The following is a 21,812-nucleotide window of genomic DNA, read 5'->3' as shown; positions in this document are numbered from 1 at the left end:
TGATCTGGTAATTAATGTTTAATTTTGCAGTCTTTTACGTGATAAGTCTTTTATCAAAGTATAAAAAGTTAAAAGCATTTAATTTTAAATTTATGTCACACCTTTTAAATCGAGTCGTCTTTGTTATCACTTGTGCACTGGTTTTGATCTCGTGTGATCTTTTAGGCACAAAGGCTCCGGTAGGAGACCCTGTAGCTCGGGTAGGTGATAGTTATTTGTATAAAGAAGATATCGCAAATCTGGTTACAGCAGAAATGACAGAGCAAGATAGTGCGCTTGTTGTATCAAGTTTTATAACACGCTGGGCAACTCAGAAGTTGTTGATGAGTGGTGCGCAACGTAATATAACAAGCGAGGAGCAGGAGCGATTAAATAATTTAGTAAATCAGTATCGTTCGGAGTTGTACTCACAAGCATATAAAGATGCTCTTGTAGAACGTAATTTAGACAGTACAATTACAGATGCTGAGGCAAAGGCATTTTATAAGGAAAATAAAGCCAACTTTAAGTTGAATGAAGAATTATTGAAGCTTCGGTATATAAAAATGGCAGATACCGATTATAATATTGAAGAGATTAAAAGAAGGTTTACGCGTTTTAACAAACAGGATAAAAAATTTCTAGATTCAATTTCTGTTCAGTTTAAGGCACAATATTTAAATGATTCAACCTGGATACGTAGAGATAAAGTGATCGCGATTATTCCGCCGATATCAGTCGAAAATAGTGACAGGCTACTAAATAAAACTGAATTTTTACAGTTGCGTGATTCATTAGGATTATATTTGATCGCTGTAAAAGATAAGCTTAATCGTAATGCAGATGCGCCTTTAGAATATGTGTTACCAACGGTTAAACAAATACTTCTTAATAGAAGAAAATTAGAATTTATTAAACAATTAGAAAAAGATATTACCAAAGATGCAATCAAAAATAAAGAATTTGAACTCTACAATTAACCTTTATCTAGTTCTCTTGATAAGCCTATTATCAGGAAATCTATTAAGTGCTCAGGAAATCATCTCAACTACAGAAGATACTGAGACTGCAGAAGTGGAGCCTAAAGCACCTACCACAGGAACTACTTTTAAAGTTGATGGAGTAGCGGCAGTTGTTGGGGAGTTTGTGATATTAGATAGTGATATTCAACAAGCTATAGAAAGCCTTAAACAGCAAAAAGTAGAAGCAGAGGCTTTAACAGAGTGTAAGGTGCTTGATAAGCTTATGGAAGATAAGTTATATGCGCACCATGCAGTTGTAGATAGTATTACCATTTCTGAAGACCAGGTACGATCCTACACGCAACAACAAATTGATTATTTCTTGAATCAATTTGGTGGATCTGAAGAACGCGTTTTAAAGTTCTATAAAAAAGAAAAAATGAGTGATCTTCAAAAAGAACTTCTGGAGCTTAACAGAAATCAGGAGTTGGCTAAAGCAATGCAGCAAAAAATTGTTGAGGATGTTGAAGTTACTCCAGAAGAAATACGAGATTACTTTAAAGGTCTTGAGCGTGATGGTTTACCACAATTTGGTGTTGAACTAGAAGTTTCAAAAATTTTAATAGAGCCGGAAGTTCCGCAAGCGGAAAAGCAAAAGGTAATTGACGAACTTAATGGCTACCGTAAAGACATTGTAGAAAATGGAAGCAGTTTTGCAACAAAGGCAGTGTTATGGTCTGAAGATGAGTCTAGTCGAGGAGATGGCGGTCTAATTAAAGATGTGGATCGTAAATCACAATTTGTAAAAGAATTTAGAGATGTTGCTTTTAGTCTGGAAGAAGGCGAAGTAAGTAAGCCTTTTGAAACAGAATTTGGTTACCATATAATAAAGGTTGAAAAAATAAGAGGTCAGAAAATTGATCTAAGACACATCTTAAGAATACCTAAAGTAACTACCGTTGCTGAAAATGAAGCGAAAGATAAAATTGAGAAAATAAAGAAACGTATAGAAGAAGGCGAGCTTACTTTTGCCGAAGCTGCAAAGGAGTTCTCTGATGAGAAAGAAACTGCAAGTGATGGAGGTATAATGATTAATCCGGTAACTCAAGACCGTATGTTTGAATTAAAAAATCTTCCTCCAGATTTATATCCGAAAGTTCAGAATTTAAAAGAAGGAGAAATTTCAATTGCTTTTAATAACCCTACACGTACCGGTAAGACCCGTTATGAAATTTATACAGTTTCTGATCGTCTAGAAGAACACGAAGCAGATTTTGCTTTGGATTATGTGAAAATTAAAGAGTTTACTTTACAGGCAAAGCGTATTAAAGCTATTGAGAAATGGCAGAATGAAAAAATTGCTGAAACCTATATTAAACTTAATGGAACTCGAAAAGACTGTGAGTATAGCAGTAACTGGTTAAAAAAATAATTTATGTCTGATGTTAAGGCGATAGATACACTTGTTGACCGTTTTAAAGATTTAAAAAAGGAAATAGGTAAAATTATCATAGGTCAGGATGAAGTTATAGAGCAAATCATAATTTCAATTTTTTCTGGAGGTCACGCTTTATTAATTGGTGTCCCTGGATTAGCAAAGACGTTGATGGTAAATACTGTTGCTCAAACATTAGGACTAGATTTTAAACGTATCCAGTTTACGCCAGATTTAATGCCCAGTGATATCGTAGGTTCTGAAATATTAGATGAAAACCGCTCTTTTAAATTTTTAAAAGGGCCTGTTTTTTCTAATATCATTTTAGCAGATGAGATTAACCGGACTCCGCCTAAAACACAAGCAGCCTTATTAGAGGCTATGCAGGAAAAAGCAGTAACTGTAGCCGGAAAACAATACAAGTTAAATGCTCCTTATTTTGTACTGGCAACACAAAATCCAATAGAGCAGGAGGGAACTTACCCGCTTCCAGAAGCGCAACTAGATAGATTTATGTTTGCAATAAATCTTTCCTATCCTACTTATGAAGAAGAAGTACGTATTGTAAAAGCAACTACAGCAGATACTAAAACTACGGTGAATGCCCTATTTACTGCCGAAGATATTGTGAGTTACCAGCAACTTATCCGCCGTATTCCTGTAGCAGATAACGTAATTGAGTACGCTGTAAAACTTGTAGCTAAAACAAGACCAGACTCAACTGCTGCTCCACAAATTGTTAAAGATTACATAGATTGGGGTGCCGGTCCCAGAGCCTCTCAAAATTTAATTCTTGCAGCAAAAGCGCATGCTGCAATGCAAGGAAAGTATTCTCCAGACATTGAAAATGTTCAAGCAGTAGCTCAAGGAATTCTTGGGCACCGACTTATCAAAAATTATAAAGCAGAAGCTGAAGGTTTGACGCTACAGGATATTATAAAATCCTTGCTGTAAAGTAATATAGAGACGCTCTAAATAAGCTAAAACAGACGTCTTTTAAATACTTTGAGCGCGTAACTATCTAATTCTTAAAATCAATCAACGATATCGTTATATATTTATCAAAATTTAAAAATTTTTGATATTTCTTCAATAGGTCTTAATCTCTTCAAACACTTCGTATTTTGAAGGCTTTTTCGTATTTTTCCGTCCGCTTTTAAGCGAAATTTTTATACATATTCATTTAACTAAAATTTAGATATGGCATTTGATATTGATATGATCAAATCGGTTTACAGTAATGTAAAGGAGCGCGTTGATGCAGCTCGTGAAGTTACCGGTAAACCTTTAACACTGGCAGAAAAAATATTGTATTCTCACCTTTGGGATGGTAAAACAGATAAGGCATTTGTGCGTGGTAAAGATTACGTAGATTTTGCTCCAGATCGTGTCGCTTGCCAGGATGCTACAGCTCAAATGGCGCTTTTGCAATTTATGCAGGCAGGTAAGAAGAATGTTGCAGTTCCTACCACTGTTCATTGTGATCACCTTATTCAAGCAAAACAAGGTGCTAAAAAAGATTTAATTCGTGCTAATGAAACAAGTAATGAAGTATTTGACTTCTTAGAATCTGTTTCTAATAAATACGGAATAGGTTTCTGGAAGCCGGGTGCAGGTATTATTCACCAGGTAGTTTTAGAAAACTATGCATTTCCTGGAGGGATGATGATAGGTACAGATAGTCATACTGTAAATGCAGGTGGTTTAGGTATGGTTGCTATAGGTGTAGGTGGTGCTGATGCTGTTGATGTTATGGCAGGTATGGCTTGGGAGCTAAAATTCCCTAAGTTAATCGGTGTAAAATTAACCGGTGAGTTAAATGGATGGACCGCATCTAAAGATGTTATTCTTAAAGTTGCAGGCATACTTACTGTAAAAGGTGGGACAGGTGCTATTGTAGAATATTTTGGCCCTGGTGCTCGTAACTTATCTTGTACAGGTAAAGGAACAATCTGTAATATGGGTGCAGAAATAGGTGCTACAACTTCGACTTTTGGTTATGATGAGTCTATGGAGCGTTTCCTCAGAGCTACAGATCGTGCAGATGTTGCGGATGCAGCAAACGAGGTTAAAGAATATTTAACCGGAGATGATGAAGTATATGCCAACCCAGAACAATACTTCGACGAAGTAATCGAAATCAATCTTTCAGAATTAAGACCACATCTTAATGGACCTTTCACTCCAGATTTAGCTACTCCTGTAGGTGAATTAGGTGAGAAAGCTAGAAGAAATGACTGGCCTTTAAAAGTAGATTGGGGACTTATAGGTTCTTGTACAAACTCTTCTTACGAAGATTTATCAAGAGCAGCCTCAATTGCTCAACAAGCGATAGATAAAAAATTAAAGCCTAAGAGTGATTTTGGTATTAATCCAGGATCAGAGCAAATACGTTTTACAGCAGAACGCGACGGTTTGCTTCAGGTTTTTGAAAACTTAGGAGCTACTATTTTTACTAATGCTTGTGGACCGTGTATAGGACAGTGGGATCGTAGCGATCGTAAAGGGGACGAGAAAAATACAATTGTACATTCTTTTAACCGTAACTTCTCTAAGCGTGCAGATGGTAACCCTAATACACACGCATTTGTAGGATCTCCAGAAATGGTTGCAGCTATTGCAATTTCAGGAAGATTAGATTTTGATCCTATTAATGATACACTTCTTAACGAAGATGGTGAGGAAGTAAAATTAGATATTCCTGTAGGTTTAGAATTACCTCCAAAAGGTTTTGCTGTTGATGAAAATGGTTATTTAGCTCCTACCGAAGATGGAAGTTCTGTTGTTGTTAAGGTAGCTGAAGATAGCGAGCGTCTCGAGTTATTAGAGCCTTTTACCCCAATTCAGGATTCTGAGTTAAAAGAGGTTAAGCTTCTTATTAAAGCGTTTGGAAAATGTACTACAGACCACATATCTATGGCAGGGCCGTGGTTACGATACAGAGGACATTTAGATAATATTTCTAATAACTGTCTTATAGGTGCTGTAAATGCATTTAACAAGCAAACAAACTTTGTGAAGAATCAACTTACTGATGAGTATGGTGGAGTTCCTGATACACAAAGAGAATATAAAGCTAAAGGAATCAAAACTATTGTTGTAGGTGATCACAACTATGGAGAAGGATCTTCTCGTGAGCACGCTGCAATGGAACCACGTTTCTTAGGTGTTGCTGCAGTATTAGTAAAATCTTTTGCTCGTATTCACGAGACAAACCTTAAAAAACAAGGTATGTTAGGTCTTACTTTTGCTAATGAAAGCGACTACGATCTAATTCAGGAAGATGATACTTTCAGCTTTGTTGATATTGAATCTTTTGCTCCAGATAAGCCTCTTACATTAGAAGTAACACATGCAGATGGTAGCAAAGACACAATTATTGCAAACCATACATATAATGATGCTCAAATTAAATGGTACCGTGAAGGTTCTGCGTTAAATCTTATTAAGAAGCAGAACGCTTAACCAGCCTTTTTACTAAATATTTATTAAAACCAAACTGCTTTATACCAGTTTGGTTTTTTTATTGAAATTTTTGTACGCTATTTGCGTTAACATAACACAACTTAAAAACTTAAACACAGATATGAAAAAAATTAAATTTCTGGGACTTTTAACGGCAGCTGCATTAGTAGCTTCATGTTCAGGTGACGATGATTCGGTTTCTAGAACAGATATCACGTTACAATCTATTACTCTACTTCCAAGTCTTGAAGAAAATTCGCAATACGAAGTTTGGTTAACTTCGGGAGGTGAAGATATTTCTTTAGGTAAATTTAGAAGTCTTTCAAACGGACAGACATTTTCTGCTGCTTCATCGAGTGTAGAGAATGCTTCGGCTTTCAAAATTAGTTTAGAGCCTGGAAATGATCCTAGTGATGATATAAGTAATACCGTTATCTTATCGGGAAGTTTTAATGGAAACTCAGCAGATCTAACTATTGCAAATTCAATAGGTAATTTCTCTAACGCCTCTGGTATTTTTACCTTATGGACGCCTACAGATTCTGATGCTAATAATAATCAGAATGGTGTGTATTGGTTAAATCCAAATAATGGAAATCCACAAGCCGGTTTAAACCTACCTACACTTCCTGCAGGATGGAGATATGAAGGATGGGTTACTGTTCCTAATGCTAATAATCAATCTGTTAATCTTAGTACAGGTAGATTTAGTTCTCCAACGGGTAGAGATGAAACTGCTGCTTATAGTTCTCAAGTGAATACAGCTCCTCAATTTCCTGGAGAAGATTTTGTTAACCAAAGTATTCTTGGTCAGTTAGGATTTAATTTACTTCCAGATTTAAGATTGAAGAAAGTATTTATTTCTGTGGAACCTGAGCCAGACAATAATTATGCTGAGCCCTTTGTTATACAGCCACTAATTAATCCAAGATCTACTAATTCATTATATCCTACAACTCAGACTATGGATTTAAATACCCTATCTTTCCCGAGGGGAGTTGTTTCAAGATAGTATTTAGAAAACATAGAGTCATAAAAAAGCCGGTCTAACGACCGGCTTTTTTATGACTTTTAATTTAAGTATGTTATGTTATTTAAACGAGTTTATTTATTTTTTCAATAAGTCTACTCATATCTCCTTGTAATTTATCTACTTGACTTTCTAAATGTTGAACACGCTTATTTGCGTCCATATCGATCACATTTAGTGAGCTGGTGATTTTACCACGTACGATTAAAATCTCAAGTATATTGTCAAGATCGTAGCTAATGCTCTCGTATTTACTGTTGTCACTTATTAGAATAAGTGCATTATTAGAAAGATCCTTCTTAATCCGTTTTGTAAGTACAGATTTTGAAGTAACGATTACAGCAACAGAGCCGTCAAGAATTTCAGTAATATCATCAGCATGTTGAGTAATTAGTATATCGCCGTGCATTAAGGTTGGCATCATACTGTCACCTTCTACTTCAAACAGCTTTTGACCATCTGCTGGTTCATAACCTGGTAATTTGAACATGTCTAATGTAGACATCCACTGCTCATTATCTTTGTTTTCTATGAATCCGGCACGAGCCTCTACATTAATAAGAGGTACAAAACCGTTTGAGGAACTCATCATAATCGAGTTATGAGATCCTTTTAAAATACGATCTGTGGGGACACTGTACAATTTACTTAATGTAAGTAAATGTTCAGTTGTAATAGAATTCTGGCCATTTTCTATAAGAGAATAGGCGCCTTGGGTAATACCGAGTTCGGTCGCAACTTTCTTTTGGGATAAAGCAGAGCGCTCACGAAGTAATTTTAGTTGTTTTGATATGGACATTTTATTAAGGTTTAGGGAACTTAAATTTAAAGATGCTGTAAATATAGGATTTATATCTCTTATATTGTTTTTAGTTATATTTTTAATAATATACTAATAATTTTGAATAAACACTGATAATTTATCAACAAATAACAGATTATCGACGAATTCGGCATAAAATGTAATAATTTTCAGATTCATTTTGATAATAACGTATTCTTTACTTGTAGAATTATATCGGCAAATGGCTAATCTTCATCTATTTATAGTAACAAAAAATTAAAATATTCTTACAAATGGAATAGTACAAAAAGTATTATTTTATTCAAAATGAAATAGGTATTAATCGTTTAATAAAAGTGTGATATATTCTGAAATTTGCACATAATTTGAAGTAGTCAAAATAGATAGAAATACTATTTTTGCCTATGCAAAATAACGTACTCATCTTAGATTTCGGTTCGCAGTATACCCAATTAATTGCAAGACGCATACGGGAGCTTAATATTTTCTGCGAGATCAAACCATTTAATAAATTACCAGAAGACTTAAGCAGCTACAAAGCGGTCATATTATCTGGATCACCATCATCTGTTCGTGCATTAGATGCACCGCATCCAGATTTGACAAATATACGTGGTAAAAAGCCATTGCTTGGTGTTTGCTATGGTGCTCAATATTTGGCGCATTTTCACGGCGGTGAAGTAGGACAGTCAAGTACTCGTGAATACGGTAGAGCAAACCTCTCTATGATAAAAGAGGATGAAGCTTTTTTTGAAAACGTAACTCTGGGAAGTCAGGTTTGGATGAGTCATAGTGATACAATTAAGCGCTTACCGGAAGGTGCGGTGCGATTGGCCAGTACTCACGATGTTGAGAATGCTGCTTACAGACTTCAAGGAGAAGAAACCTATGCAATACAATTTCACCCAGAAGTTTATCACTCGACTGATGGAAAGCAGATCTTAGAAAATTTTCTTGTAAATATCGCTCAAGTAGAACAAAGCTGGACTCCAGATAGTTTTGTAGATAGCACGGTAGCGCAACTTAAAAGTAAAATAGGATCAGATAAAGTTATTTTAGGTCTTTCTGGTGGGGTTGATAGCTCTGTCGCAGCTATGCTCTTGCATAAAGCTATTGGAGAGAATCTACATTGTATTTTTGTAAATAACGGGCTTTTACGTAAAAATGAGTTTCAGGATGTATTAAAGCAATACGAGGGAATGGGACTTAATGTAAAGGGAGTAGATGCTTCAGCTCGATTTCTAGATGCTTTAGCAGGAAAAAGTGATCCTGAAGAAAAGCGAAAAACAATAGGTAGAGTATTTATTGACGTTTTTGATGATGAATCGCATCAAGTTGAAAATGCAAAGTGGCTAGCTCAAGGAACAATATATCCTGATGTTATAGAATCTGTTTCTGCGACCGGTGGACCTTCAGCAACTATAAAGTCACATCATAATGTAGGTGGATTACCAGATTTTATGAAACTTCAGGTTGTAGAACCTTTACGTATGCTTTTTAAAGATGAAGTACGTAGAGTAGGAGCAAGTATGGATATGAATCCAGCACTTTTAGGTAGACATCCTTTTCCAGGTCCCGGTTTAGCAATTCGTATTCTGGGAGATATCACTCCCGAGAAAGTAAGAATATTACAAGAAGTAGATGCCGTCTTTATAAATAGTCTTAAAGATTGGGATTTGTATGATCAGGTTTGGCAAGCAGGTGCAATTTTATTGCCTGTCGATTCTGTAGGAGTAATGGGAGATGAGCGTACCTATGAAAAATGTGTTGCGCTAAGAGCTGTAGAAAGTACCGATGGAATGACGGCAGACTGGGTGAATCTACCTTATAATTTCTTACAAAAGGTATCTAATGATATAATAAATAAGGTTAAAGGCGTTAATAGAGTAGTTTACGATATCAGTTCAAAACCACCAGCAACTATAGAATGGGAGTAATTAGTTTATGTTTTAACTAATTTTCGACATATTCATATTATAAAGCAGATACCTAATTAGGTATTTTACTTTAAATAAATCTAATAATGGGGTTTTGAGTCTTGACTTAAAATCCCATTTATAATAAAATCCCAGTAATGAGAAATGTAACCATATTGTTTATTTTCATATTTGTAGTATTTAGTTGCTCAAGTATAGGGCAACAAACCTATTCGAGTCATCGCGTAAGTGAAGGCGAGACTGTGTCCAGTATTGCAAATAAGTATAATGTAACTGTTTATGAAATCTATAAACTGAATCCTGAGGCTAAAGGCCAACTATATCCTGGTTTAGTTCTTATACTTCCTGGTGGAAATGCAGACACTACCGGCTCTAATACTGAAAATGAAAATTTTATATTTCACACGGTACAAAAAGGGGAGACGCTGTATAATCTAACTAAAAAATACGGAGTAACCGAATCACAAATCAAGCGTTATAATCAACATCTGTATAGTGCTGAATTGCGAAACGGAGAGATTATAAAAATCCTGAAACCAAAAGCTTCTGAAGCAATTTCAGAAACTTCAAAACCGACGACTACAAACAGAAAACACATCGTAAAGCCAAAAGAAACTAAGTATGGTCTGGCTTCTATGTACGGTATTTCCGTATCAGATCTTGAAAACCTAAATCCGGGTATTGTTGATGGGTTACAAATAGGAGATATATTAAATGTTCCCGATAAAGCTTACACAAATAATGCTGTCATTGAGGATAGTAAATATGGTTTTTATGAGGTTAAGCCTAAGGAAACCTTATACAGTCTTATCCAGCGATGGAATTTATCTGAAGAACAATTGACTACTTTAAACCCTTCTCTTAAAGATGGATTGAAAAGTGGAATGGTTTTAACGATTCCGAAGTCAAAACTTACAAATGAAATTAAAGTTAGTACTACCGGTGGTGCGATAAATCTTTCTAAGAATCTAAAAAACTTATCTGTCAAAAATGTGGCTGTAATGATGCCATTTAATCTGGGTAGTGTTCAGGTAGATTCTGAAGAATTGAAAAAAAATGCCTTAAAGTCAGATCGCGTAATGAATATTGCGTTGGACTTTTACAGTGGTGTACTTATGGCTGTTGATTCAGCTAAAGCATTAGGGATTTCTTCAAATTTATATGTTTATGACACCCAGTATTCTCGATCTGCGGGTAATGCTACTAATGATCGTAAAATAGAAGAAATCATTAACCGAAAAGACTTTGATAAAATGAATGTTGTGATAGGTCCTTTACTTACATCTAATGTTGAAAAAGCCTCAGCAATGTTGAGAAATAAAGGTATTCCGGTAGTTTCACCTATCGTTCCATCGGTTACAATGAGCTCAAATCTGTTTCAATCTCGTCCAGATGATAAAATTTTAAAAGATCAAATGATCAATTTTATCAAACAGAATGGTCGAGGAAAAAATATAATTATTGTTGCAGATTCTAAAAATCAAAATACAAAACAACGTATTCAAAGTTTATATCCTGATGCAAAAATTGTGTCGCCAAGAAGTAGTGGTAATGGCTATTATATAAGATCTAGTGATTTAGTCTCAAATCTTTCTCGTACCATTCAAAACTGGGTAATTTTAGAATCTAATGATATTGCCTTAATAAGTAATATTACTACAACCTTAAGTACGCAAATGTCTGGCAGTGAGATAACCTTGTTAACTACAGATAAGGGTTCTGCTTATGATAGTGATGATGTATCTAATATTACTTTAATGAAATTAAATTTTCATTTTCCATCTGTGTCAAGAGAATATGATTATACTCATGAATCTTTTGTAGATGCTTACACCTCAAAGTATGGTTATGCGCCTAGCAGTTATGCTGTAAGAGGATATGATATTACATTTGATACCTTATTACGATTAGCAGCTTCAGAAAGTCTTTATACTGCTGCTGATTCTGGTTATATAACCCAATATGTAGAAAATAAGTTCAATTATGTTCAAGACCCGGCTTCTTCAGGATACTATAACAAAGCATCTTACATTATTAAATACGGAAAAAATCTAGAAGAGATTGTGGTTGAAGTTTCTGGTGACACTAATGCAAATACTGGGTATTTAAAAAACTAAACTTTTATGACTAGTAAAGTGACTTATTTAGGTGGATTACGTACTACCTGCGAACATTTAAAATCAGGAAATTCCTTTATTACAGATGCTCCTATAGACAATAATGGTAAAGGAGAAGCTTTTTCACCTACTGATACCGTAGCAACTGCTCTAGCAAGTTGTATGCTTACTGTAATGGGAATTAAGGCTGAATCTTTAGAAGGTGTTAATCTGGAAGGATCTGTAGCATTAATTAATAAGATAATGTCTGCAAATCCTAGACGAATTGCTAGAATCGAAATACAATTAGATCTAAAAGGTGTAGCTGCTGATAAGGATAGAAAGATATTAGAGAATACCGCTAATACCTGTCCCGTTCATAACAGTCTTCATCCAGATATTGAAAAGGAAATTCATTTTAACTGGTTGTAAAGCTAAAACTGATATTATTTATAGAATAAAAAAAAGCCCAATCTTACGATTGGGCTTTTCTAGTATAAGCGGAATATTGTTAATTAGGCGTTAGCCTTATTTTACTTTATTTACGATTGCTTCAAAAGCTTCTGGGTGATTCATTGCTAAATCTGCTAAAACCTTACGGTTAAGTTCGATTTTTGCAGTTTTCACTTTGCCCATAAACTGAGAATAAGACATACCATGTAAACGTACACCCGCATTGATACGAGTTATCCATAAAGCACGGAAATTTCTTTTCTTTTGGCGACGGTCACGGTATGCATATAGCATTGCTTTGTCAACCGCATTTTTTGCAACTGTATAGACGTTTTTACGTCTTCCAAAGTAACCTTTGGCTTGCTTCATTACCTTTTTTCTTCGGGCTCTAGAAGCAACTGAATTTACTGATCTTGGCATAATTTAATTGTTTTTGTAGCAGGCGGGTAGTAATACCACTTTTAAAACGCTTTATTTAATGTTTTGCCTAACTCCAGGGTTTATAAAATAATTGAACCGGTTACGTATTATTTAATACGTAACATAATTTTCACGTTGTTTTCGTCAGCTTTGTGAACGAGAGTATCGTGAGTTAATGCAAGCTTACGTTTCTTAGACTTTTTAGTCAAGATGTGACTCTTAAACGCGTGCTTTCTTTTGATTTTACCAGTACCTGTAAGCTTAAAACGCTTCTTAGCACTGCCTTTTGTTTTCATCTTAGGCATAATTCCTAGTTTATTTAATTAATCCGCTTATGTTTTTTGTTTTGATTTTTTAATATCAAAACAATCCCGTCCTTGTAAAAAAGACGGGATTTATCTTTTGTGTCTTAAAGACTGTTATTTAGCTGTTTTCTTAGGAGCTAAGAACATAATCATTCTTTTACCTTCTAATTTTGGCATTTGTTCAACTTTGCCATAATCTTCAAGTTCCTGAGCTAGACGTAACAGTAATATTTGACCCTGATCTTTATAGATTATTGAGCGACCTTTAAAGAAAACGTATGCTTTTAATTTAGAACCTTCTTCAAGGAACTTAATTGCATGTTTCTTTTTAAACTCGTAGTCATGATCATCTGTATTAGGCCCAAATCTAATTTCCTTTACGACTACTTTAGACGCTTTGGCCTTCATGACCTTCTCACGCTTTTTCTGCTCGTAAACGAACTTTTTATAATCCATCACTTTACAAACAGGAGGTTCTGCATTTGGTGATATTTCAACCAAATCTAATTCCTGTTCATCTGCGATTTCTTGTGCCTTACTGGTGGGATATACCCCCATTTCTACATTATCTCCTACAAGTCGTACTTCACGAGCACGTATCTTTTGATTGATAAGGTGTTGGTCTGTCTTCTGAACCCTCATGGGTCCTCTTGATCTTTTTCTACGTATTGCTATGGCTATATCTTTTTAATTAAACTTCAAATTTCTTTAGTGTTTTGTTGATTTCGGTATTAACAACTTCTGCAAATTCTGCAACTGTCATCGTACCTAAATCCTCACCACCATGTTTACGTACAGAAACCGTACCATCATTAGCTTCTTTCTCACCAATAATTAACATGAACGGTAATTTTTGCATTTCCGCTTCTCGAATCTTACGACCCATTGTTTCTCCGCGGTCATCTACCGTGGCGCGAATTTCGTGATTTTCTAACAATTCTAAAACATTTTGAGCGTATTTCTCATAATTCTCACTGAGTGTTAAAACGATAGCTTGCTGCGGCATAAGCCAAAGTGGGAAATTACCTCCCGTATGTTCTAATAATATCGCTACAAAACGTTCCATACTGCCAAAAGGAGCACGGTGTATCATTACCGGGCGATGCTCTTCATTGTCACTGCCTTTATAGGTAAGTTCAAAGCGTTCTGGCAGATTGTAGTCTACTTGTATAGTTCCTAACTGCCAGCTACGACCTAGGGCATCCTTAACCATAAAATCTAATTTTGGTCCGTAGAATGCAGCTTCGCCGGTTTCTATGACATAATTTAGTCCTTTAGCTTTAGCAGCGTTTATGATTGCATTTTCAGCCTTAGCCCAGTTTTCATCAGAGCCTATGTATTTTTCTTTATTGTCAGGATCACGTAATGAAACTTGAGCTGTAAAGTTTTCAAAGCCTAATGATCCAAATACATAAAGTACTAGATCTATAACTTTCATAAACTCGTCATCTAACTGATCTGGAGTACAAAATATATGAGCATCATCTTGAGTAAACCCGCGTACACGTGTTAAGCCGTGTAATTCACCACTTTGCTCATAACGATATACAGTTCCAAATTCAGCAAAACGTTTTGGTAAATCTCTGTAACTCCATTGCACTGCATTATAAATCTCACAGTGATGCGGACAGTTCATTGGTTTCAACAAAAACTCTTCTCCTTCGGCAGGAGTTGTAATAGGTTGAAAGCTGTCTGCGCCATATTTCGCATAATGACCTGAGGTCACATACAATTCTTTTTGACCTATATGTGGCGTAACTACCATTTCATAGCCTGCCTTTTTCTGTGCAGCCTTTAAAAAGTTTTCTAAGCGTTCACGCAAAGCGGCACCTTTAGGCAGCCATAATGGCAGACCTTGACCTACTTTTTGAGAAAATGTAAATAATTGTAGTTCTTTACCTAGTTTTCTATGATCTCTCTTTTTTGCTTCTTCTAATAACTCCAGATATTCTTTTAAATCTTTCTGCTTCGGAAAAGAAATACCATAAACTCGAGTCAACTGCGGATTTTTCTCATCACCTCTCCAATAAGCACCTGCGACACTCATTAATTTTACCGCTTTTACAAAACTGGTATTAGGCAAATGACCTCCTCTACATAAATCTGTAAAATTATCGTGATCACAAAAAGTTATCGTTCCGTCCTCAAGATTTTCTATTAATTCAACCTTATACGGATTGTTTTGTTTTTTATATAATTCTAAAGCATCAGCTTTAGAGACGCTTCGCATGGAAAACTCGTGTTTTCCGCGGGCGATTTCAAGCATTTTATCTTCGATCTTTTTAAAATCGTGTTCTCCTAATGTGCGTTCTCCAAGATCTACATCATAATAAAAACCTTTATCAATTGCAGGTCCTATAGTAAGTTTTACACCAGGATATAATTCTTCTAATGCCTGAGCAAGAATATGAGCAGAGGAGTGCCAGAAGGCTGTTTTTCCTTCATCATCATTCCACGTGTATAGAACAAGTGATCCATCTGTTGTTAATGGCGTCGTTGTTTCTACTGTTGTATTATTATATTTTGCTGAAATAACATTACGTGCAAGACCTGCACTTATGCTGTTTGCGACATCAAATGGTGTTGCGCCGCTTTCAAATTCTTTTACACTGCCGTCTGGCAAAGTAACCTGGATCATAGTTCAAATTTAAGCTGTAAATATAAGGGGTTTCACGACAATACTAAAAAAATCAAATTCAAAGTTTAGTATAACTTTCAACTTACAAAATTCCTCTTGCCTTTATCTCAAGATATTTATTTATTGTATTCACAGAAAGATCTTCAGGTCGCGTTAAAACAGCTTGTATTCCGTGTTTTTCTAATTCCTTTACCATAAGTTTTTTATCATATTCCATTTTTTGTGCAATTGTTTTATGATAAATTTCCGGAGTGTTTGCAGCTTTTTTCTTGATAAGAGTATCGAGTTCTGTGTTTTCAAAAAAGATAACAACAAGTACGTGTTTTTTTGACAAGCCTTTTAAATAAGGTAGTTGTCGATGCAAACTGCTTATATGTTCAAAGTTTGTATACAAAAGTAACAAACTTCTATGGGTAATTTTGCGCTTTACTTCTGCATATAACCTTCCGAAGTCGCTATCTAAAAATTCTGTATTTATAGCATATAAGATTTCTAGAATAATATTAAGATGTGTTTTTTTATTACTTGCAGCTAAATGATTTTGAATGCTGTTACTGAAAGTTATAAGACCAGTCTTATCATTTTTTTTAAGTGCAATATTACTGAAGGCTAACGTACTGTTTATAGCATAATCTAATAGTGTAAGGCCATTAAAGGGCATTTTCATCACCCGACTTGCATCTATTATAGAATAAACCGGTTGTGATTTTTCGTCCTGAAACTGATTAATCATTAAAGAACCTCGTTTTGCTGTAGCCTTCCAGTTTATTGTGCGCACATCATCACCAGTCACGTAATCTTTTATTTGCTCAAACTCCATTGTGTGACCTATTCTACGTATTTTCTTGAGTCCGAACTGAGTTAGTTTATTATCTATTGCTAAAAATGCATATTTCTTCATTTGAATAAAGGAAGGATACACTTTTACCATCTGTCCATTATTAAATGTATAACGTCGCTTAATGATTTGCAGTGGAGAATGTACGTATATATTGAGATTTCCAAAGTTATAAACTCCTCTGTCAACGGGTCGTAGTGCATAACTAATAGCTACGCGATCTTTTGATTCTATGGAACCTGATTTTAAAAAATCTCGTTTTTGAAATTGAATGGGGATTTCATCAATTATTTCGTAATAGATTTTAAAGCCGTATTTGTTTTGAATGAAGAGAGGAACTTCATTTAAATCACTATTAGAGAACTTTTCGGGTAAATTTCTAGTAGCGGTTATTCCTTCGGCTGTTCTATAAAGAGTTACACAGTCAAATAAGATGATTAGTAATAAAAGCCATAACCCAATTAATGCGATAGGAAAAAATAGATGAACCCAATATGAAATTAAGAATAGAAGTATGAGTATAGCTACGGCGTAGTAAACCCGTGTTCCTAAATATAAACTTTTTATAAATCTAATTATGCGCACTAGCGGGGTACTTCTATAGATTGAACAAGCATATCTATTACATTTTCTGGTGTCATCCCTTCCATTTCCCTTTCAGGAGAAAGAATTACGCGATGTCGAAGCACAGGTATAACTGTTCTTTTTACATCTTCTGGTGTAACAAAATCACGTCCATTGATTGCAGCGAAAGCCTTTGAGGTGTTCATAATTGCTAGTGATGCACGTGGAGAACCTCCTAAATACAAATGAGGATGCGTTCTTGATTTTACAGTGATCGCGGCGATGTAGTTTAAAATCTTTTCTTCAATACGTATTTGATGAATTTGACTGCGGTATTCTGCCAACTGGTCTGGAGTTAGGACAGGTGTAATTGAAGCTTCTTGGCTTATAGTTCGTTCATTGTGGCTTTTTAGAATGGCAATCTCATCGGTAAGGTCTGGGTAACCCACTTTAATTTTAAATAAAAATCGGTCTAATTGTGCTTCAGGTAATGCATAAGTTCCTTCCTGTTCAATAGGATTCTGAGTTGCTAAAACCATAAATGGCTTGTCTAATTTGTATTGATGACCATCTATGGTTATTTGCCGTTCTTCCATTACTTCAAAAAGGGCTGCCTGCGTTTTTGCAGGTGCTCTGTTTATCTCATCAATAAGTACAATATTTGAAAATATAGGCCCGTGTTTAAATTCAAAATTGCTCGTACTCATATTTAATACCGATGTTCCTAATACATCACTCGGCATAAGATCTGGGGTAAATTGAATTCGACTAAATGCCGTACTTAATGTTTTTGCAAATAGCTTTGCGGTTACCGTTTTTGCGATACCGGGAACTCCTTCAATCAATACATGTCCTTCAGATAAAAGTGCAACTATTAACAATTCTATAAACTCGTGTTGACCCACGATTACTTTAGCTAATTCTGATTTAAGTTGGTCTACTGCATTACGAAGTCCCTCTAAGGGAATTCGGTTTACGAAATCCATATTCTCTGAACTTTCAGTAGCAGAAGTAGATTGTAACTCCTTGTTTATATTTTCAGAATTATTAATTGATTCGTCCATCTTGATGGTATTTTTTAAAGTTTTCAATGTAAGAGTTTAACTGTATCAATTCATCTTCAGTAATTACAGCTTTTGGCTTTAGTGTGATGATATAGTCTATTGTATTTTTAATTTCCACTACCGAAACATTGCTTTTAGCAGCAAGTTTTTCGATGAAATCTTGATCTTTTTTATCTGTTGCCAAAATAAAGGTAGACCTTATATATTCCATAAAGTGGTTAATCTGATGAATTGCAATCTGTCTATTATCCTTTTTATCTAAATACATCCCTGCAATAGTTCTCGTATAATCTAGAGTTTGATTTGGCAATGGCTTGATTATTTCTATACTGCGTTGTTTTCGCTTACCCTCAAACAAAACCCAGATAACTGTCGTAAGCAATAGGGTATACCAAGCCCATTTTAAATACCTGTTGTTTAAAATTATATACAAGGGCGATTCTGCTACAGCCTTACTATTTTTATAATTATGATCTAAATAAATTTTACCATTAGCTGGTAGATAGGTGAGAGCCCCAGCCGTATATCTGGCATTTTCTTCTTTTAGCATAAATGCATTTGTAAATCCTTCAGCAAATGTGTTTATTATAATGGTCCCTTTTTTAAATGGTGTTGCAATAAAATTAATTTTAGGCTCTTTGATTTGTGTAGAATCTTCATCTTCCATAAGATCAAATACCCCTAAAACAGTGGTTTTTAAGGTGTCGATTTCATCAAAATACGTGGTGCTAACATCTTTATCTAGCAAATAGGGTGATTTACTTTTTAATTGTGGATTACTCAGATTAACCAGAGGTCGTTTCTTGATTAATTTTGTAGTACTGTAATAAGCAGTACTTAAGTTAAGAGTGTCTAGAAGTGTTTTGCTTACCGTATTTGCAGCGATAAATAAAGTATTACCACTTGCAACCCATTCAAGAAGTTTTTGGGCTTCTGCTTCATCATTATAGACGGAACTATTCAGAAAAAAATAAGTTCCCGTTTTTGTACTATCTATAAACTCAAATGGTGGAATATTAACTTCTTCAAGTCTGTCTTTATCAACAATAGAACTGAGCTGATCGTAAAAAATATAAGTTCCAAAAGGAATTTTATCAATTTTACCATAACTCGGAAACCAGTTTACCGGTTCAGGTTTTGTGGCTTCTGCAGCAATTAAAAGGGTGACAGCGAGAATAAGTATACCCGCTAAAATTTTATAACGTAGTGTCATAGGGTAGCGGTTAATTTTATAAACTCTTTTTCGGCCTTATAAAATGCAGACTCAGTTACTTCAAAGTTTCCATACCATATGAAATCATAAATGCGCGTAAGTTTTGAAAATTCACTGCGCAATTCTGGATTTTTGATTTCGTAGATATAATCAGCATTTGTCTTTTGTACTTGCCAATCGATGAGTTCTTTTTTTGCAAGTTTTTGAAGAAGTAGCAGGTAATAATATCTAACCGCTAATTGATAATTTTTTTGGGTTAGCGCATCATTTATCAGTTCCTGAATATTTTGACTCTCGATAATCTGCTGCTCGTCGGTTACTAATACGGTATTAAGATCTTTCCTTTTAAGAGGGGATCCACCTATATCCACTTTTATAAACAGCCATATTAAAAATGCTACAACGCCTGCAATTAAAAGATAGGGTAGTGCACGTAAGAGAAATCCTAAAATTCCGGTAGCCTCTTCTCCTTGTAAAATCCATTTTATCAACGATTCCCATAAATCATCAAGCCAAGTTTTAAAGCGATTCCACAGATTATCTGGCGGAATTAACTCTTCATAATTAAATGCGTCACTTGATCTGTAATCTTTAAGAATATCACTGTCAAATTCCTGAATATCCACCCTGCGCTCGTCGTATTGAATACTTTTACCAGGTTGTACAGAGTCTTGAATTTCAGCTTTAATACTGAAATTAAATACACTTAGAAATAGAAATAATATGTAGTAAAATGGGTTGTACATTAAATATCAGATCCTATACTATCTATAGTTTCAAAAGTTCCTGTTTGGTTAATTTTTTCGTTTAAGTTGAAATATATAAACGCAATGGCGATAGCAAATATCCCGGCTAAAATATACTGAATTGCGGTTGTAGCTACATTGAGACTAATATAAACCCAATCAAAAACCCCGGAAAGATTTGCCGGTGAAAGTTGTTCTGTTGAAGAAAATGCTTTTACTAATGAGTAAATAATTAACGGAAGAGAAAATACCACATTCGCTACATAAAGCAAGAGCCCTACTACAAGAATTGTGGCAAACGTCATCCACCATTCCCCTTTAACAAGACTAAAACTATAACCAATAGCATCAATCACAGATTTATTTTTAAACACTATAACAGCAAAGGATAATGATAATGGGACAGAGATGTAAACTCCTGGAAGAATACACATCATAAAACCTATTATGAGCATTAAACCAGAGAGAAAAGATAAACCTGTTAATTTACCAAGATCTGCGCGCACTTGTTGTTTAAGTAAGGTCTGATCTACAATTCCTTCATTTTCGATATAAAGTTTGATAAAATTTAAAATGGTTCCATAAAGAACTCCATAATAAAAAAACAGAGCGATCACTAAGCCAATAAGAGAAATAAATACTCCTGAAGCATTAAAGGAACCTTCTAAGATGTTTGTGAAATCTGTAGCAACGCTGGTGTAATAAGCAGAGAACGCAATTAGAATAACAAAAGGTACTGCCGCATTCTGAAGAAGCGCTTTAAATAGAGGTTTGTACTCTAGGCGCAAAAATTTAAAGGTATCAGATAGGACATCTCCAAGTTCTCGCTGTCTTTTAAATTGTATTAGTTCTTTCATGGTTTTAGTTGGCGTTGTTTTTTGTTAACGATATGAGGATATAGGACGTAGTAAAATAATATTAGTAACAAGGAAATGCTAATAATTATAATAGCTAACCAGTCTGGCATTTCAGTATGGCGTGTTACAAAACCTTCCAGAAATCCAGCTATTATAAAAAAAGGAATAGTACTAACGACAATTTTTAAACCATCTTTCATACTGCGTTTAAAGGATGCTAAGCGCGTATACGTGCCAGGAAATAATATTCCAGAACCTAAAACTAAACCTGCTGCTCCTGCAATTATTATCACAGAAATTTCAATAGTACCGTGTATCCATATAGTGCGTACAGACTCCCAAAGCACGCCTTTATCATAGAAGAAATACTGAAAAGAACCCAGCATAACACCGTTTTTCATCATTATAAAGAGTGAGCCTACGCAGAATAAAATTCCGTAGATAAATGCCATTAGAGCGACTTTAATATTATTTATGGTGATCCCTAAGAACATTTCTGTTTCATTCATTTCTTTATAAATCCGCATAGGATCATTATCAGCGATATTTTTTAATGTCATATTCACATATCCATCGCCTAGAATACTGCGCACATAAGCGCCATCTGTAGCGGCACTATAAGCACCTATTATTGCAAAAAGTAAAAATGTCAAAAATGAAAGAAGTAGATGTCTTTGATAACCAAATATTAATTTTGGAAATTCATCAGTAAAAAATGAAATAAATCTGTTGCTCGATTCTCTCTTATTTTTATAAATTTTTTGATGAGATTGTGAAGCTAAGTGATTGAGGTAGCTGGTGGTTTTGCTTTCTGGATAAAATGTTCGGGAATAGCTTAAGTGATCGGTAACTTCTAAATAGAGAGCAGATAATTCATCTGGAGATAAATCACTTTGATTACCTACCATTACATTTTCAAATCTTAACCATTTATCCTTATTTTGCTTCACAAAAGCTGCTTCGCGCATAAAACGGGTATTAGAAGAATCAATTTTGATTAAATTT

General features: G+C 34.9%; 19 protein-coding genes. 8 read left to right on the top strand and 11 right to left on the bottom strand.

Features of this window, described 5'->3' with window-relative positions; translation table 11 throughout:
- Positions 1-92 precede the first annotated feature (92 nt).
- The 5 genes from ABVM53_RS15255 (at position 93) to ABVM53_RS15235 (ending at position 6,853) form a co-directional block, all read left to right on the top strand.
- Positions 93-959, top strand: coding sequence for a peptidyl-prolyl cis-trans isomerase (locus ABVM53_RS15255; protein ID WP_128756828.1), 867 nt, complete (start codon positions 93-95; stop codon positions 957-959).
- A complete protein-coding gene (locus ABVM53_RS15250) occupies positions 943-2,373 on the top strand; it encodes a peptidylprolyl isomerase (protein ID WP_405327806.1) in 1,431 nt (476 codons plus the stop codon). The genes ABVM53_RS15255 and ABVM53_RS15250 overlap by 17 nt, the downstream gene beginning before the upstream one ends.
- A gap of 3 nt (positions 2,374-2,376) precedes the next feature.
- Entirely contained in the window at positions 2,377-3,330 is a 954-nt protein-coding gene (locus ABVM53_RS15245; RefSeq protein ID WP_405327803.1) for an AAA family ATPase, read from the top strand.
- Between the two features lie 246 nt (positions 3,331-3,576).
- Positions 3,577-5,841, top strand: coding sequence for an aconitate hydratase (locus ABVM53_RS15240; protein ID WP_405327800.1), 2,265 nt, complete (start codon positions 3,577-3,579; stop codon positions 5,839-5,841).
- A 121-nt stretch (positions 5,842-5,962) separates the two neighbouring features.
- On the top strand, positions 5,963-6,853 hold the full coding sequence (locus ABVM53_RS15235; protein WP_405327797.1) for an anti-sigma factor: 891 nt from the start codon (positions 5,963-5,965) through the stop codon (positions 6,851-6,853).
- 82 nt (positions 6,854-6,935) lie between these two features.
- On the opposite strand, the gene ABVM53_RS15230 is transcribed toward ABVM53_RS15235, so the two are convergent.
- On the bottom strand, positions 6,936-7,670 hold the full coding sequence (locus tag ABVM53_RS15230) for an XRE family transcriptional regulator (protein ID WP_371456715.1): 735 nt from the start codon (positions 7,668-7,670) through the stop codon (positions 6,936-6,938).
- 410 nt (positions 7,671-8,080) lie between these two features.
- Here ABVM53_RS15230 and guaA point away from each other — a divergent pair, with 410 nt between their 5' ends.
- From guaA to ABVM53_RS15215, 3 genes are all read left to right on the top strand, one after another.
- Entirely contained in the window at positions 8,081-9,613 is a 1,533-nt protein-coding gene (guaA, locus tag ABVM53_RS15225) for a glutamine-hydrolyzing GMP synthase (RefSeq protein ID WP_405327793.1), read from the top strand.
- 137 nt (positions 9,614-9,750) lie between these two features.
- A complete protein-coding gene (locus tag ABVM53_RS15220; RefSeq protein ID WP_405327790.1) occupies positions 9,751-11,730 on the top strand; it encodes a LysM peptidoglycan-binding domain-containing protein in 1,980 nt (659 codons plus the stop codon).
- A gap of 6 nt (positions 11,731-11,736) precedes the next feature.
- Positions 11,737-12,141: an OsmC family protein gene (locus tag ABVM53_RS15215; RefSeq protein ID WP_405327787.1), complete on the top strand. Its 405-nt coding sequence runs from the start codon at positions 11,737-11,739 to the stop codon at positions 12,139-12,141.
- A gap of 96 nt (positions 12,142-12,237) precedes the next feature.
- Here the strand turns inward: ABVM53_RS15215 and rplT are convergent, their stop codons facing one another.
- The 10 genes from rplT to ABVM53_RS15165 all read right to left on the bottom strand — a co-directional run bounded on the left by rplT (position 12,238) and on the right by ABVM53_RS15165 (position 21,775).
- On the bottom strand, positions 12,238-12,582 hold the full coding sequence (gene rplT, locus ABVM53_RS15210) for a 50S ribosomal protein L20 (protein ID WP_128756837.1): 345 nt from the start codon (positions 12,580-12,582) through the stop codon (positions 12,238-12,240).
- A gap of 107 nt (positions 12,583-12,689) precedes the next feature.
- Complete coding sequence (gene rpmI, locus ABVM53_RS15205; protein ID WP_128756838.1) at positions 12,690-12,887, bottom strand: 50S ribosomal protein L35; 198 nt, start codon at positions 12,885-12,887, stop codon at positions 12,690-12,692.
- A 114-nt stretch (positions 12,888-13,001) separates the two neighbouring features.
- Positions 13,002-13,529 (bottom strand): translation initiation factor IF-3, encoded by a 528-nt coding sequence (gene infC, locus ABVM53_RS15200; protein ID WP_128756839.1) that lies wholly within the window; start codon positions 13,527-13,529, stop codon positions 13,002-13,004.
- 49 nt (positions 13,530-13,578) lie between these two features.
- Complete coding sequence (gene thrS / locus ABVM53_RS15195) at positions 13,579-15,525, bottom strand: threonine--tRNA ligase (protein ID WP_405327783.1); 1,947 nt, start codon at positions 15,523-15,525, stop codon at positions 13,579-13,581.
- Between the two features lie 82 nt (positions 15,526-15,607).
- Positions 15,608-16,939 carry a DUF58 domain-containing protein gene (locus tag ABVM53_RS15190; RefSeq protein ID WP_405330879.1) on the bottom strand — a complete coding sequence of 444 codons (1,332 nt, stop codon included), beginning with the start codon at positions 16,937-16,939 and terminating at the stop codon, positions 15,608-15,610.
- Positions 16,940-16,947: 8 nt separating this feature from the next.
- Entirely contained in the window at positions 16,948-17,913 is a 966-nt protein-coding gene (locus tag ABVM53_RS15185) for an AAA family ATPase (protein ID WP_405330878.1), read from the bottom strand.
- Between the two features lie 61 nt (positions 17,914-17,974).
- Positions 17,975-19,204 (bottom strand): DUF4350 domain-containing protein, encoded by a 1,230-nt coding sequence (locus ABVM53_RS15180; protein WP_405327781.1) that lies wholly within the window; start codon positions 19,202-19,204, stop codon positions 17,975-17,977.
- The gene (locus tag ABVM53_RS15175) at positions 19,201-19,950 is read right to left on the bottom strand and encodes a DUF4129 domain-containing protein (protein ID WP_405327778.1); all 750 of its coding nucleotides are present in this window, start codon (positions 19,948-19,950) and stop codon (positions 19,201-19,203) included. The genes ABVM53_RS15180 and ABVM53_RS15175 overlap by 4 nt, the downstream gene beginning before the upstream one ends.
- Positions 19,950-20,807, bottom strand: a complete 858-nt coding sequence (locus ABVM53_RS15170; RefSeq protein ID WP_405327776.1) for a hypothetical protein — start codon at positions 20,805-20,807, stop codon at positions 19,950-19,952. The genes ABVM53_RS15175 and ABVM53_RS15170 overlap by 1 nt, the downstream gene beginning before the upstream one ends.
- Entirely contained in the window at positions 20,804-21,775 is a 972-nt protein-coding gene (locus ABVM53_RS15165) for a stage II sporulation protein M (protein ID WP_405327773.1), read from the bottom strand. Before ABVM53_RS15165 ends, ABVM53_RS15170 begins: the two co-directional genes overlap by 4 nt.
- Between the last annotated feature and the right edge of the window lie 37 nt (positions 21,776-21,812).

It is taken from the genome of Leeuwenhoekiella sp. LLG6367-2.1 (assembly GCF_045055775.1).
Taxonomy (GTDB): Bacteria; Bacteroidota; Bacteroidia; order Flavobacteriales; family Flavobacteriaceae; genus Leeuwenhoekiella; species Leeuwenhoekiella aequorea.
The sequence above is the reverse complement of the archived record's forward strand: the minus strand, read 5'-3'. Positions and strand labels throughout refer to the sequence as shown.